Here is a 16,685-nt window from a genome sequence, read left to right as displayed (position 1 = left end):
TCCACGCATCGAGCATCATCAACATCACTCCGACTCGCCGTCCAGGGCCAGGCGGATCAGGCTGTCCGCGTCCAACTCGTCGATGGCCTCGGCCTCTTCGCCCTGGTCGCCGATCAGCGCGGCGTCCCGGACGTCGGCGAGCCGCATGAGCGCCTCCATCAGCCCGGCATCGCGGAACCTGGACAGCGGGACGGTCGCGAGGGCCTTCCGCAGCTTCTCCTCGGCCGCGTCCGCCTCGCCGTGCTCGGCGAGCTCCGGCAGCAGCTTCTCCAGCAGGAGCCCGGCCAGTTCCGTGGGGTTGGGGTAGTCGAACACCAAAGTGGCCGGCAGCCGCAGTCCGCTCGCGGTGCCCAGGCGGTTGCGCAGTTCGACTGCGGTGAGCGAGTCGAAGCCCAGGTCGGTGAAGGCCCGGGTGGACTCGACCGCCTCGACGGAGGCGTGCCCCAGCACGGCGCCCACGTGGGCCCGGACCAGGTCGACGAGCAGCCGCAGCCGCTCCGGCTCCGACACCCCGGCCAGCTGCTTGCGCAGCGAGTCCGCACCGACGGCGCCCGAGGCGGCGTGGCGCCGGCCCGTCCCGCCGCCGACCAGGGCCCGCCACAGCGGCGGGACGTCGGCGGCGCGGCCGGCCTGGGCCCGGAGCCCGGCCAGGTCCAGCTTGGCCGGGACCAGCACCGCCTCGTCCCTGGCGAGCGCCAGGTCCAGCAGCGCCAGGCCCTCGTCCGCGCTGAGCGCGGCGACGCCGCCGCGGTTGATCCGGGCGCGCTCGGAGTCGCTGAGCCGCCCGGTCAGTGCGCTGGCCTCGGCCCACATGCCCCAGGCGAGCGAGGTGGCGGGCAGTCCGGCCGCCCGGCGGTCGGCCGCCAGCGCGTCCAGGAACGCGTTGGCCGCCACGTAGTTGCCCTGACCGGGGCTGGCGAAGGTCGCCGCGGCCGAGGAGAACAGGGCGAAGTGCTCCAGGTCCAGCCCCAGGGTGAGTTCGTGCAGGTTCCAGGCACCGTCGGCCTTGGGCCGCATCACGGCGGCCACCCGCTCGGGGGTCAGCGACGCGATGGTCGCGTCGTCCAGGACACCGGCGGTGTGGACCACGGTCGTCAGCGGAGCCCCGGCCGGGACTCCGGCCAGGACGGCGGCCAGGGCGTCGCGATCCGCCGCGTCGCAGGCGAGCACGTCCACCGACGCGCCCGACAGCGCCAGCTCCGCGGCGAGCGCGGCCGCACCCGGCGCGGCCGGGCCGGAACGGCCGGTCAGCACCAGCCCGTCGGCCCGCCCGGTGGTCACCAGATGCCTGGCCACCAGGCCGCCGAGCGTGCCCGTGCCACCCGTGACCAGCGCCGACCTGCCGCGCTCGCGGGGTTCGGCCGGGCCGGCGGTGACGGTGAGGACGAGCTTGCCGGTGTGGCGCGCCTGCTGCATGAAGCGGAACGCCTCACGCGCCCGCCGCACGTCCCAGGCCCGGACCGGCAGCTTCGTCAGCGTGCCGGCGGCCATCAGGTCGACGATCCGGCCGAGCATCGCGCCCATCCGCTCGGGCCCGGCCTCGCCCAGGTCGAAGGGCCGGTAGAAGACCCCCGGGTACTGGACGGCCAGGGCCTCCGGGTCCCGGAGGTCGGTGCGGCCCATCTCGACGAAGGCCCCGCCGCGCGGCAGCAGCCGAAGCGAGGCGTCCGTCAGCTCGCCCGCCAGGGAGTTCACCACGATGTCCACACCCGCGCCGCCGGTGGCGGCGAGGAACTCCGCCTCGAACCCGGCGTCGCGGGACGAGGAGATGTGCGCTTCGTCCAGGCCCATCGCGGCCAGCACCGGCCACTTGGCCGGACTCGCGGTCGCGAACACCTCCAGGCCCAGGTGCCGGGCGAGCTGCACCGCCGCCATGCCGACGCCACCGGTACCCGCGTGCACGAGCACCCGCTGGCCGGCCTCGGCCTCGGCCAGTTCGACCAGGGCGTACCAGGCCGTCATGAACGCGCTCGGGACGGAGGCCGCCTCGGCGAAGGTCCAGCCCTCCGGGATCCGCACCAGCTGCCGGGCGTCCGTGACCGCCACCGGCCCGAACGCGCCCTCGGCGACACCCATCACCCGGTCGCCCACGGCCAGTCCGGAGACTCCGGAGCCGACTTCGAGCACCGTTCCGGCGAGCTCACTGCCCATCACACCGCCGCCCGGGTAAATCCCCAGGCCGATCAGCACGTCCCGGAAGTTCAGCCCGGCGACGCGGACCGCCACCCGAACCTGCCCGGGCTCCAGCGCGTCGCCCGTCTGCGGCGCCGCCGCGAGCACGAGGCCCTCCAGCGAGCCGCCGGCATCGGGCTCCAGCCGCCACGGGCCCTCGGGCACCGCCAGCTCGCCCGCCGGGCGCGCCAGGCGCCGTGCGTGGGCCAGGGTGCCGCGAACGGCGAGTTCCGGCTCGCCGGTGGCGAGTGCCGTCGGGAGGAGGGCGATCTGCTCGGCGCCCGCGCCGGTCGGCAGGTCGACCAGGACGAGCCGGCCGGGGTTCTCCGACTGCGCCGAGCGCAGCAGCCCCCAGACGGCGGCGGCAGGCAGATCGGCGACCCGCTCCCCGGCCGCGGCAGCGACAGCTCCCCGGGTGACGACCACCAGCCGGGCCTCGGCCAGACGCTCCTCGGCCAGCCAGGTCTGGGCCAGGCCCAGGGCGTCGCCGGTCGCCCGGCGGGCGGCCTCGGCCGCGTTGTCGCCCTCCGCCTGGTCACCGGCGCAGGCCAGCACCAGGGCGGGCTCGATCTCCCCCGCCTCGGCGGCGGCGGTCAGACCGGCCAGGTCCGTGAACGAGCGGACCGGTACCCCGGCCCCGGCCAGCGCCTCGGCGAGGCCGAAGCGATCGGCGCCGATCAGCGCCCACGCCCCGACCGGAGCCTCGGCAACGCTCACCGCGGCCCACTCGACGGTGAACAGGGAATCCGCCACCCCGGCATCGTTCGACCGGAGTTGCTCGGCCGACACCGGACGGGTGATCAGCGACTCGACGGAGACCACCGGAGCACCCGTGGCATCCGCCGCCGACAGCACCAGACTGCCCTGCGCATCACGGCGCAGCCGGGCCCGCAGCACGGAGGCACCCGCCGCGTGCAGCTCGACACCCGTCCACGCGAACGGCAACCGCACCTGGCCCTCGTCCTCGGCCCCGGCGACCAGGGCGCTGGCGTGCAGCACGCCGTCCAGCAGCGCCGGGTGCAGACCGAACGCACCCGCATCGGCGGCCACACCCTCGGGCAGTGCCACCTCCGCGAAGAGGTCCTCGCCCCGGCGCCACACCGCGCGCAGCCCCCGGAACGCCGGGCCGTAGCCGTAGGACGCCCCGGCGCCGGCCTCGTAGATGCCGGTCACGTCGACCGCCGTGGCCCCGCGCGGAGGCCAGACCGCGAAGTCCTCCTCCGCGACCGGCGCCTCCCCGGCGGGAGCGACGACGCCACCGGCGTGCTGCGTCCACTCCTCCTGCCCGTCGGGGCGGGAGAACACCTCGACCGTCCGACGGCCGTCCGCATCGGCGGCGGCCACCACGACCTGGACCTGCACACCGGAGCCGTCGGCAGGCAGCACCAGCGGCGCCTGGAGGGTCAGTTCCTCCAGCAGGCCGCAGCCCACCTGGTCACCGGCCCGGACCACCATCTCGACGAAGCCGGTCCCCGGCAGTAGCACCGCCCCACCGATCGCGTGATCGGCCAGCCACGGGTGCGTCCGCACGGACAGCCGCCCGGTGCAGACCAGGCCCGCACCGCCGGCCAGCTCGACCGCCGCACCCAGCAGCGGGTGACCGACCGCACCGAGACCCAGCGACACCGCGTCCCCGCCCAGGGCCGGTCCGGCCGCGCGCGGCCAGTACCGCTCGTGCTGGAAGGCGTACGTCGGCAGCTTGACGAGGTCGGCGGAGGGCAGAACCGTCGTCCAGTCGACCGCCACGCCGTTGACATGAGCCTCGGCGAGTGAGGCCAGCAGGCGCTGGGCACCGCCGTCGTCGCGGCGCAGCGTGCCGCAGACGGCCGCCGGCAGCGCGGCGGAGTCCAGCGCGACCTCTTCGAGCGTGTCGTTCATCGCGCCCAGCAGCACCGGGTGCGGAGTCACCTCGACGAAGACCTGGTGCCCCTGGCCCGCCAGCGTGCGCACCGCGCGGTCGAAGTGCACCGTGGCGCGCAGGCTGCCGTACCAGTAGGCGGCGTCCAACTCCTCACCGGTCAGCGTCTCACCGGTCATCGCCGAGACCATCGGCACCCGGCCCCGACGCGGAGCCACCGCCGCGAGAACCTCGGTGATCTCAGCTTCGAGGCGGTCCACCTGCGCCGAGTGCGAGGCGTAGTCCACCGCGACCATCCGAGCCCGGACGCCCTCGGCCTCGAACTCCGCCTTCAACTCATCCAGCGCCTCGGGCTCACCCGAAACCACCACCGCCGAAGGGCCGTTGACAGCCGCGAGCGACAGCCGCTCACCGAACCGGGCGATCCGCTCCTCGACCACCGCAGCACTCCGGCTCACCGACAGCATCCCGCCGAGCCCGGCCAGCACCTTCAACGACCGCGAACGCAGCGCCACGACGCGCGCGCCGTCCTCCAGCGACAGCATCCCTGCCACCGTCGCCGCCGCGATCTCACCCTGCGAATGCCCCACCACCGCAGCAGGCGTGACGCCCGCGGCCTCCCAGACCGCCGCCAGCGACACCATCACCGCCCACAACGCCGGCTGGACGACATCCGCCGCCTCCAGTGCGGGGGCACCCTCGGCACCCGCCAGGACGTCGCTCAGCGACCACCCCACATACGGCGCCAGCGCCGCCTCGCACTCCGCGAGGCGCGCCGCGAACACCGGGCTGCACGAGGCGAGTTCACGCCCCATGCCGACCCACTGCGAACCCTGACCGGCGAAGGCGAACACCACCCGCGCACCCGGCCGCGCCACACCCGACACGACCGCACCCGACGGCACACCGGCCGCGAAATTCTGCAGGCCGGACAGCAGTTCGCCGCCATCGGCGCCGACCACCACCGCCCGGTGCTCGAACACCGACCGCGTCGTCGCCAGCGACCACGCCACCTCCGCCGGCTCCACCGACGGCCGTGCCACGGCCCAGTCGTACAGCCGGCCCGCCTGAGCGGTGAGGCCCTCGGCCGAGCGGCCCGACACCAGCCAGGCGCCCACCGCACCGGGCTCGACCACCTTGTTCGGGAGGTCGCCCCGGCCGTCGTTCCCGGCGTCGTTCCCGGCATCGGCCGGCTCGGCGACCGCCGGGGCCTCCTCCAGGATGACGTGCGCGTTGGTGCCGCTCAGACCGAACGAGGACACCCCCGCTCGCCGCACCCGGCCGTTGCTCGGCCAGGGCGCCGCCTCCGTCAGCAGCTCCACCTCACCGGCGGACCAGTCCACGTGCGGCGACGGCTCGTCCGCGTGCAGCGTCCTCGGCAGCTCCTGGTGCTGCAACGCCAGCACCATCTTGATCACACCCGCCACACCCGCGGCCGCCTGGGTGTGCCCGATGTTGGACTTCACCGACCCCAGCCACAGCGGCTTCTGGGCACCACGATCCTGCCCGTAGGTCGCCAACAGCGCCTGCGCCTCGATCGGGTCACCCAGCCTGGTACCCGTCCCGTGCGCCTCGACGGCGTCCACATCGGCTGCCGTGAGGCCGGCGTTCGCCAGCGCCGCCCGGATCACCCGCTGCTGGGACGGACCGTTCGGCGCCGTCAGACCGTTGGACGCACCGTCCTGGTTGGTCGCGCTGCCCCGCAGCACCGCGAGCACCTGGTGCCCGTTGCGCCGCGCGTCGGACAGGCGCTCCACCACCAGGACGCCCGCGCCCTCGGCGAAGCCCATCCCGTCCGCGTCGGCCGAGAAGGCCTTGCAGCGGCCGTCCGCCGCCAGTCCGCTCTGCTCGCTGAAGCCGACGAAGCCCTCCGGGGACACCAGGATGGTGACACCGCCGGCCAGCGCCATCGAGCACTCGCCGGAGCGCAGCGCCTGGGCGGCCATGTGCATCGCCACCAGGGACGACGAGCAGGCCGTGTCGATCGTCACCGCCGGGCCTTCCAGCCCGAGCGCGTAGGAGACCCGGCCGGACAGCACGCTCGTGGCGTTGCCGGTGATCAGGTGGGCCATGCCCTCGATGTCCGCGCCGTAGCCGTAGCCGGAGGTGTAGCCGCCGACGAAGACGCCGGTCGCGCTGCCGCGCAGCGACTCCGGGTCGATGCCGACCCGCTCCACCGCCTCCCAGGACAGCTCCAGCAGCAGCCGCTGCTGCGGGTCCATCGCCAGCGCCTCGCGGGGGCTGATGCCGAAGAAGCCGGCGTCGAACCCGCTCATGTCCTGGACGAACCCGCCGGACCTGACGTACGAGGACTCGCCGAGCGCCTCCAGGTCCCAGCCGCGGTCGTCCGGGAAGCCGGATATCCCGTCCCCGCCGGAGGCCAGCAGCGCCCACAGCCCGTCGGGGTCGACCACGCCGCCGGGGTAGCGGCAGGCCATCCCGACGATCGCGATCGGCTCGTCGGCCGCGATCGTGGCCGGCACGGCCGCCGGCGTCCCGGCGCCGTCCGGCGCCGCCCCCAGCAGTTCCGCCTCCAGGTAGTCGGCCAGCGCGGCCGCGGTCGGGTAGTCGAACAGCAGGGTCGCGGGCAGCCGTAGCTCCGTGGCGGAGCTGAGGTCGTTGCGCAGCTCGACCGCGGTCAGCGAGTCGAAGCCGAGTTCGCTGAAGGCGCGGTTGGTCTCGACCGCCTCGGGCGAGGCGTAGCCGAGCACGTGGGCGGCCTTGGCCTGGACGAGTTCGGTCAGCACCCGGCGCTGCTCGGCCCGGCTCATCCCGGCCAGTCGGCGGACCAGGTCCTGCTCGACCGGCGCGGCCGGAACCTCGGCCAGCAGGGCGGCCAGCCGGTGGATCTCCGGCAGGTCACGCATCAGGGGGACGGTCAGCAGGCTCGCCGCCTGCTGCGGCTGCGCGAGGATGACGGACCAGTCGATGTTGGTGACGGTCAGCACGGTGTCGCGGCAGTCCAGTGCCTCGCCCAGGGCCCGGACCGCGAGGTCCGGGTCCATCACGCCCTCCCACTGGTTGCGGGCCAGCCGCTGCCGGGCCGCCTCGGAGCCCTGCGCCACGCCGGCCGCCCACGGGCCCCAGGCCACGGCGAGCGCGGCCAGGCCGCGGCTGCGCCGGTTCTCGGCCACGGCGTCCAGGTAGGCGTTCGCCGCACCGTAGTTGGCCTGACCCGGGCCGCCCGTGGTGGCCACCACGGAGGAGAACAGCACGAAGGCGTCCAGGTCAAGGTCGGCCGTCAGCTCGTCCAGGTAGGCCGCACCGGCGGCCTTGGCCGCGAGCACGGACTCCAGGCGCGCCGCCGAGAGGCCGTCGATCACGCCGTCGTCCAGCACCGCCGCGGTGTGCACCACGGTGCCCAGCGCGGGTCCGGTCGTGGCGATCCGGTCGAGCAGGCCGGCCAGCTCGGACCGGTCGGCCGCGTCGCAGGCCAGCACGTCCACCCGGGCGCCCCGGGCGGCCAGTTCGGCCGCGAGCGCGGCGACACCGGCGGCGCCGGCGCCGGACCGGCTGGTCAGCACCAGGCGCTCCACACCGCGTCCGACCAGCCAGCGGGCCACGTGCCCGCCGAGCGCACCGGTACCGCCGGTGATCAGCGCGGTGCCGTTGGTCGGCCGCCACGTCCCGGCCGCCGCCGGCTGGGGGGCGTGGGTGAGCCTGCGGCCCACGATCCCGGCCGGGCGGAGCGCGGCCTGGTTCTCGTCGCAGCCGGCGAGTACGGCCACCAGCTGCGAGCCGGTCCGCTCGTCCAGGACGGGTGGGAGGTCGATCAACCCGCCCCAGCGGTCCGGGTATTCGAGTCCGACGACCCGGCCGAAGCCCCAGACCTGGGACTGCAGCGGGCTGGTCAGCACCTCGTTCGGGGCGGTGGCCACGGCGCCCCGGGTGAGGACCCAGAGCGGCGCGACGACCTCGACGTCGCCCAGCGCCTGCACCAGGCCCAGCGTGACGGCCAGGCCCACGGTCACCACCGGGTGGTCCGGCAGACGGGTCTCGTCGGTCGCGAGCAGCGACAGCACGCCGGACACCTCTCCGGTGCCCCGCAGCGCCTCGCCGAGCAGGGCGGCGAGAACCGCCCGGTCGACCGTCCCGGCCGGGACCTCGACGAAGACGAGCTCGGCGCCGCGGGAGGACAGCGCGGCCACGCAGCCCTGGGCCACATCGCCGTCGGTCTCCCCGGCGGGGAGCACCACCAGCCACCGGCCGGACAGCCGGGCGAGGCCACCGGGGACGGTCGCCGGGGACCAGGTCACCCGGTAGCGCCAGGCCTCCGTGACCGAGCGGTCCCGCTCGCGGCGACGCCAGGACGCCAGCGCGGGCAGCACCTCGATGAGCTGCTGGTCCTCGATCGCCAGCGCCTCGGTGAGGTGGGCCAGGTCGCCGCCTTCGACGGCGGCCCAGAACTGCGCCTCCGCGGCGGTGCTCGCACCGTCGCCGCCCAGCGGGGACGGCGCTGCGGCGGACTGGAGCCAGTAGTGCTGGTGCTGGAAGGCGTAGGTCGGCAGCTCCACCACCTCGGCGGCGGGCAGCACGACCTTCCAGTCCACCGACAGACCGCCGACGTAGGCCTGCGCGAACGCCGTGAGGAGGCGTGTGGCTCCCGCGTTGTCACGCTCCAGCGTGCCCACCGTCAGGACGTCGGCGACACCGGCGTCCTCGGCCGTCTCCGCCACCGCCGCCGTCAGCACCGGGTGCGTGGAGACCTCGACGAACGAGCCGTAGCCGCCGCCCAGCAGGGTGCGGACGGCCTCCTCGAAGCGGACCATCCGCCGCAGGTTCGCGAACCAGTAGGCGGCGTCCACCTCCGTACCGGACAACCACTCGCCCGTCACCGTCGAGATCATCGGGACACGGCCCGCCCGCGGCACGATCCCGGCCAGCTCCGCCGCCAGCACCGCCTCCAACGGCTCCACCGCCGGCGAATGCGCCACGAAGTCCGTCGCCGGAATCCGCCACCGCAGCACCTTGCGCGAAGCCAACTCACGCTCGAACTCCGACAGTGCCTCCGGCTCGCCCGACACCACCACCGCAGCCGGGCCATTCACCGCCGCCACCGACAGGCGCTCGCCCCAACCCTCGACGATCTCCCGCACCGCCCGCGACGGCATCACCACCGACACCATCGAACCCTGCACCGACAGACTCGTCAGCGCCCGAGCCCGCACCGCCACCACCCGCGCGCCGTCCTCCAGGGACAGCATCCCCGCCACCGTCGCCGCGGCGATCTCACCCTGCGAATGACCCACCACCGCATCGGGCGAAACCCCGGCGGCCTCCCACACCGCCGCCAGCGACACCATCACCGCCCACAGCACCGGCTGCACCACATCAGCCGCGTCCAGACCGGGCGCACCCGGCGCACCCGCCAGAACCTCACTCAACGACCACGGCACATACGGCGCCAGCGCCGCCCCACACTCCGCCAACCGCGCCGCGAACACCGGACTGCACAAGGCCAGTTCACGGCCCATGCCAACCCACTGCGCACCCTGACCCGCGAACACGAACGCCGTCCGACCACCCGAACGGGCAACCCCCGACACCACCCCGGCCGCACCCGACCCGGCCACCAGGCCGCCCAGCCCCGACACCAGCTCCTCACGCCCGCCACCGACCACCACCGCCCGGTGCTCGAACACCGACCGCGTCGCCGCCAACGACCACGCCACACCCACCGGATCCACCGACGACCGCGCCGACACCCACTCCCGAAGCCGATCCGCCTGACCCGCCAACGCCTCCGACGACTGCGCCGACACCGGCCACGCCACCGGCCCGGCCGGCTCCAGCACCGCCACCGCCCCGGCCTCACCCGCCGGCTCGTCCAGGGCGTCCGCCTCCTCGGCGACCGCGGCCGGCGCCTCCTCCAGGATGACGTGCACGTTGGTACCGCTCATCCCGAAGCCGGACACACCGGCCCGGCGGACGTGCTCGCCGGTGGGCCACGCCACCGGCTCGGTCAGCAGCCGCACCTCGCCCGCCGACCAGTCCACGTGCGGCGTCGGCTCGTCCACGTGCAGCGTCTGCGGGAGCTGCTCGTTCTGCAGCGCCAGCACCATCTTCATCACCCCGGCCACACCGGCCGCGGCCTGGGTGTGCCCGATGTTCGACTTCACCGACCCCAGCCACAACGGCCGGCCCTCCGGCCGGTCCTGGCCGTAGGTGGCGATCAGCGCCTGTGCCTCGATCGGGTCGCCCAGCGTGGTCGCCGAACCGTGCGCCTCCACCACGTCCACGTCGGCGGGCGACACCCGGGCGCTGGCCAGCGCCGCGCGGATCACCCGCTGCTGCGAGGGGCCGTTGGGGGCGGTCAGACCGTTGGACGCGCCGTCCTGGTTGATCGCCGAACCGCGGATCACCGCGAGCACCTTGTGCCCGTTGCGCCGCGCGTCCGACAGCCGCTCCACCACGAGCATGCCCGCGCCCTCGGCGAAGCCGGAGCCGTCGGCCGCCGCGGCGAAGGACTTGCAGTGCCCGTCCATCGAGATGCCGCCGGCCTTGGCGAAGGCCACGAACACCCCGGGGGTGGCGGTGACGGTGGCCCCGCCGGCCAGGGCGAGCGAGCACTCACCGGAACGCAGCGCCTGGGCGGCCAGGTGCAGCGCCACCAGCGAGGAGGAGCACGCCGTGTCCACCGTGACCGCCGGGCCCTCCAGGCCGAAGGTGTAGGACAGCCGGCCCGAGAGCACGCTGGTCGCGTTCCCGGTCACCAGGTGGCCCTCGACGACCTCGGTGCCCTCCAGTTGGACGTCGGTCGCGTACCGGGAGCTGTAGCCGCCGACGAAGGCGCCGGTCTGGCTGCCGCGCAGCGTCGCGGGGTCGATCCCGGCCCGCTCGAACGCCTCCCAGGAGGTCTCCAGCAGCAGCCGCTGCTGCGGGTCCATCGCCAGCGCCTCACGCGGCGAGATCCCGAAGAACCCCGCGTCGAAGGCGCTGGCGTCCTGGACGAAGCCGCCGGCCTGGGTGTACGACTCGCCGTGCGGGTCGGTGTCCGGGTAGAGGCTCTCCAAGTCCCAGCCGCGGTCGCGCGGGAACGGGCCGATCGCGTCCGAGCCCGAGGCCAGCAGGCGCCACAGCTCCTCCGGGCTGGCCGCGCCGCCGGGGAAGCGGCAGGCCATGCCGACGATCGCGATGGGCTCGTCCGCGGCGCCGGTGGCCACCGGCGCGGCGGGTGCCGCGACGGCGGGCAGGTCGCCCGCCAGCTCGCCGCGCAGCAGCGTGGCGAGCGCGGTCGGGGTGGGGTAGTCGAAGACCAGCGTCGCGGGCAGCCGCAGGCCGGTCTCGGCGTTCAGGCGGTTGCGCAGCTCGACGGCGGTCAGCGAGTCGAAGCCGACGTCGGTGAACGGGCGGCCGGTGTCGATCGCGTCCGCCGAGGCGTGCCCCAGCGTGGCGGCGACATGGGCGAGGACGAGGTCCAGCAGCACCCGGTCCCGCTCGGGGCCGGAGACCGCCGCGAGCCGGCGCCGGAGCGCCTCGGCCGCGTCGGCGCCGGTGCCGGTGGCGGCGGCCGAGACGGCCGTGCGCCGGACGGACACCCCGGCCAGCGTGCGCCACAGCGGCGGGACGTCCGCGCTGCCGGCGGCCTGCGCCCGCAGCGCCGCCAGATCGAGGCGGGCGGGCATCAGCACCGCCTCGTCCCGGGCCAGCGCCACGTCCAGGACGACCAGGCCGTCCTCGGCGCCGAGCGGGACGAAGCCGCGGTCGATCCGCGACAGCGAGGTCCGGTCCAGGTTCCGGCCGATGCCCGCCTCGTGCATCCACGGGCCGAGCTGCAGCGACATCCCCGCGAGGCCGGCGGCCCGGCGGTACCCGGCCAGGGCGTCCAGGAAGGAGTTCGACGCCACGTAGCTGGCCTGGCCGGCCGCGCCGAAGGTGGAGGCCGCGGACGAGAACAGGACGAAGCGCTCCAGGTCCAGCCCGGCCGTCAGCTCGTGCAGGTTCCAGGCCGCGTCGACCTTCGGCCGCATGACGGCCGCCAGCCGCTCCGGCGTCAGCGACGCGATCACGCCGTCGTCGACGACGCCCGCCGAGTGGACCACGGAGCCCAGCGGGTTCTCGGCCGGGATCCGGTCCAGCACCTCGGCCAGCGCGTCCCGGTCGGCCGCGTCGCACGCGACGATCCGGACCCAGACGCCCAGCTCCGCCAGCTCGGCCGCCAGCGCGGCGGCTCCGGCGGCGGCCGGGCCGGAGCGGCTGGTCAGCACTACACCACCGGCCCGGCCGGTCGCCACCAGGTGCTTGGCGACCAGCCCGCCCAGCGTCCCGGTGCCGCCCGTCACCAGCAGCGAACGCGCCGCCGGGTCGGCCACCGGGTCGGCCGGCCAGATGACCGGCTCCAGCTCGCCCGAGGGGCGGGTCAGGCGCCGGCCGTAGGCGGCCTCGCCGCGGATCGCCAGCTCGGGCTCGTCGCCGCCGACCACGGTGGTCAGCAGCGCGCTTCGGGCGCCGGCCTCGACGGCCGGGAGGTCGGCCAGGACCAGCCGGCCCGGGTTCTCGGCCTGGGCGGACCGCAGCAGCCCCCGTACGGAGGCCGCCGCCAGGTCCGTCACCGCCTCGCCGCCGGCGTCCACGGCGCCCCGGGTGACGACCACCAACCGCGCGGCGTCCAGGCGTGGTTCGTCCAGCCACTCGCGCACCAGCCGCAGTGCCTCGGCACCGGCCCGGCGCACCGTGTCCGGGAGGCCGGCGCCCTGGTCCGCGTCCCCGCCGAGCAGGGCGTCCGCGCACAGCAGGACGGTGCCGGCAGCGGCCTCGCCCGTCTCGACGGCGGCGGCCAGCTCGGCGATGCCGGCGAAGGCGCGCACCGGCACAGCGGCGGCGCCCAGCTCGTCGACCAGCCCGAAGCGGTCGGCGCCGATCAGCGCCCACTCGCCGGCCGGGGCGGCGCCGGCGGGCACCTCGGTCCACTCCTGGACGAACAGCGAGTCGTTCAACTCGTTCTGCGCGGAGCGCAGTTGGTCCATCGCGACGAGTCGCTTCACCAGCGACCCCACCGACACCACGGGTGCGCCGGTGGCGTCCGCGGCGGTCAGCGACACCCCGCCCTGGGCGTCCTGGCGCAGCCGCACCCGCAGCACCGACGCGCCACCGGCGTGCAGCTCGACGCCGGTCCACGCGAACGGCATCGGCACCTGGCCCGGCTCGGCCTCGACGACCGGCTCCGCCAGCAGCGAGGCGTGCAGGGCGGCGTCGAGCAGCGCCGGGTGCAGGCCGAACGCGCCGGCCTCGGCCGCCGCCTCCTCGGGCAGCGCCACCTCGGCGAAGACGTCCTCGCCCCGGCGCCAGGCGGCCCGCAGGCCGTGGAACGTCGGGCCGTACACCTCGGCGAGGTGCACCGCGTACACGTCGGTGATGTCCACCGGTGCGGCGTCCTTCGGCGGCCACACCAGGAAGTCCTCGTCGGTCCGCCCGGCCGCGGTGGCGGGGGCGACCACACCGCTCGCGTGCAGGACCCAGGCCTGCGGGGCGGCCGTCTCCTCGGGGCGGGAGAACACCTCGACCCCGCGGCGGCCCTGGGCGTCGGGCGCGGCCACGACCACCTGGAGCTGGACCCCGCCGCGGTCGGCGGGCAGCACCAGCGGTGCGTGCAGCGTCAGTTCCTCCAGCAGGCCGCAGCCCACCTGGTCACCGGCGCGCACCGCGAGCTCCACGAAGCCGGTGCCGGGCAGCAGGACGACGCCGCCGACGGCGTGGTCGGCCAGCCAGGCGTGCGTGCGCAGCGACACCCGGCCCATGCACACCAGGCCCGCGCCACCGGCCAGTTCCACCACCGCGCCGAGCATGGGGTGGCCCACCGCGCCCAGGCCGAGCGACAGCGCGTCGCCGCCTCCCGGGCGCGCGGAGCGCAGCTCGCCCAGCGTGCCCTTGGGCCAGAACCGTTCGTGCTGGAAGGCGTAGGTCGGCAGGTCCACTCCCGGTCCGGCCGGGAGCACGGCGGCCCAGTCGACGGCCGCGCCGCTGACGAAGGCCTCGGCGAAGGAGGTGACCAGACGGGTCGCGCCGCCGTCGTCACGGCGCAGGGTGCCGCAGACGGCGGCGGGCACGGCGCCCGGCCCGGCCTCCTGGGTGACCTCCTCCAGCGACTCCGTCATCGCGCCGAGCAGCACCGGGTGCGGGGAGACCTCGACGAACACCCGGTGCCCCTGGCCCGCCAGGGTCCGCACCGCGCGGTCGAAGTGCACCGTGGCGCGCAGGCTGCCGTACCAGTAGGCGGCGTCCAACTCCTCACCGGTCAGCGTCTCCCCGGTCATCGCGGACACCATCGGGATCCGGCCCGGGCGCGGTTCCACCGCGGCCAGCACGGACGTGATCTCCGCTTCCAGCCGCTCGACCTGCGCACTGTGCGAGGCGTAGTCCACCGCGACCAGCCGGGCACGCACGCCCTCCGCCTCGAACTCCGCCTTCAGCTCCTCCAGGGCCTCGGGCTCACCCGAAACCACCACCGCCGAAGGGCCGTTGACCGCCGCCAGCGACAGCCGCTCACCGAACCGGGCGATCCGCTCCTCCACCACCGCGGCACTCCGGCTCACCGACAACATCCCGCCGAGCCCGGCCAGCACCTTCAACGACTTCGAACGCAGCGCCACGACGCGGGCGCCGTCCTCCAGCGACAGCATCCCCGCCACGGTCGCCGCGGCGATCTCGCCCTGCGAGTGGCCGACCACCGCCTCGGGCGCCACCCCGGCGGCCTCCCAGACCGCCGCCAGCGAGACCATCACGGCCCACAGCGCGGGCTGGACGACATCCGCCGCCTTCAGCTCCGGCGCGCCCTCGGCGCCCGCCAGGACCTCACCCAGCGACCAGTCCACATACGGCGCCAGCGCCGCCTCGCACTCCGCGAGGCGCGCCGCGAACACCGGGCTCGACCGCGCCAACTCCTGGCCCATGCCGAGCCATTGCGAACCCTGACCGGGGAAGACGAAGACCGGCCGCGCGTCGGCCCGGGCCACGCCCGCGACGACGGCGCCGCTGGGCACGCCGTCGGCCAGGCTCTCCAGCCCGGCCGCCAGCTCCGCGCGGTCCCCGCCCACGACCACGGCGCGGTGCTCGAAGGTCGCGCGCATGGTCGCCAGCGACCACGCCACGTTCGCGGGCTCCGCCTCCGGCCGCGCCGCCACCCAGTCCCGCAGCCGGCCGGCCTGCGCCGCCAGCCCCTCGGCCGAGCGGCCCGACACCGGCCAGGCGCCGGCGCCCGAGACGACCCGCGGCGCGGCCTCCACCGGCTCGGCCGCGTCCTCCTCGGCGGGTGCCTCCTCCAGGATCAGGTGGGCGTTGGTGCCGCTGCCGCCGAAGGACGACACGCCCGCGCGGCGGACCCGCTCGCCGGCCGGCCACGGGACGGACTCGGTCAGCAGCTCCACCTCACCGGCGGACCAGTCGACGTGCGGGGTGGGCTCGTTGACGTGCAGCGTCCGCGGCAGCCGGCCGTTGCGCAGCGCCATCACCATCTTGATCACGCCGGCCACCCCGGAGGCGGCCTGGGTGTGTCCGAGGTTGGACTTCACCGACCCCAGCCAGAGCGGCTGCCCGCCGCCGCGCTCCTGGCCGTACGTCGCCAGCAGCGCCTGGGCCTCGATCGGGTCACCGAGCTTGGTGCCCGTGCCGTGGGCCTCCACCGCGTCGATGTCGGCGGCGGACAGCCGGGAGCTCTCCAGCGCGGCGCGGATCACCCGCTGCTGCGAGGGGCCGTTGGGGGCGGTCAGACCGTTGGACGCGCCGTCCTGGTTGATCGCCGAGCCACGGATCACCGCGAGCACCTTGTGCCCGTTGCGGCGCGCGTCGGAGAGCTTCTCCACGACGAGCATGCCGGTGCCCTCGGCCCAGCCGGTGCCGTTCGCGTCGTCGGAGAAGGCGCGGCAGCGGCCGTCCACCGACAGGCCCTGCTGGCGGGAGAACTCGACGAACATGCCGGGCTGCGCCAGCACGGTCACACCGCCGGCGAGTGCCATCGAGCACTCCCCGGCGCGGATCGCCTGGCAGGCCAGGTGCAGCGCGACCAGCGAGGAGGAGCACGCCGTGTCCACCGTGACGGCGGGGCCCTCCAGGCCCATGACGTAGGAGACCCGGCCGGAGAGCACGGCGGTCAGGTTGCCGGTCATCATGTGGCCTTCCAGCCCGGCAGTGCCCCCTTCCGCCAGCTCCAGGTTCACCAGGTAGTTCGAGGTGAAACCACCGACGAAGACGCCCGTCCGGCTGCCCTTCAGCGTTCCCGCGTCGATTCCCGCGCGCTCCAGCGCCTCCCAGGCGACTTCGAGCAGCAGGCGCTGCTGCGGGTCCATCGCGACGGCTTCCCGCGGGCTGATCCCGAAGAACGCGGCGTCGAATCCGCTGGCGTCCTTCACGAAGGCCCCGGACTGGGTGTACGACCGGCCGGACTTCTCCGGGTCCGGGTCGTAGATGCTCTCCAGGTCCCAGCCGCGGTCGGTGGGGAACTCGCCCACCGCGTCACCGCCGGCCGCCAGCAGCTCCCAGAGGTCCTCCGGGGTCTCCACGTTGCCCGGGTAGCGGCACGCCATGCCGACGATCGCCAGCGGCTCGTACTCGCCGGCCTCCAGCTTGTGCAGGCGCTTGCGCGTCTCCTGGAGCTCGGCCGCGGTCTTCTTGAGGTAGTCGAAGAGTTTCTCTTGGTTATCCACAGTGACCCCTTACCAAA

The 16,685-nt window shown here is 75.2% G+C and carries 1 protein-coding gene; it reads right to left on the bottom strand.

All coding sequences use genetic code 11. The annotated features are described in order from the left end of the window. Positions 1-24: 24 nt before the first annotated feature. On the bottom strand, positions 25-16,668 hold the full coding sequence (locus OG618_RS27625) for a type I polyketide synthase (protein WP_329490244.1): 16,644 nt from the start codon (positions 16,666-16,668) through the stop codon (positions 25-27). Between the last annotated feature and the right edge of the window lie 17 nt (positions 16,669-16,685).

It is taken from the genome of Kitasatospora sp. NBC_01246 (assembly GCF_036226505.1).
Taxonomy (GTDB): domain Bacteria; phylum Actinomycetota; class Actinomycetes; order Streptomycetales; family Streptomycetaceae; genus Kitasatospora.
This window is presented reverse-complemented; position numbering and strand designations above follow the sequence as displayed.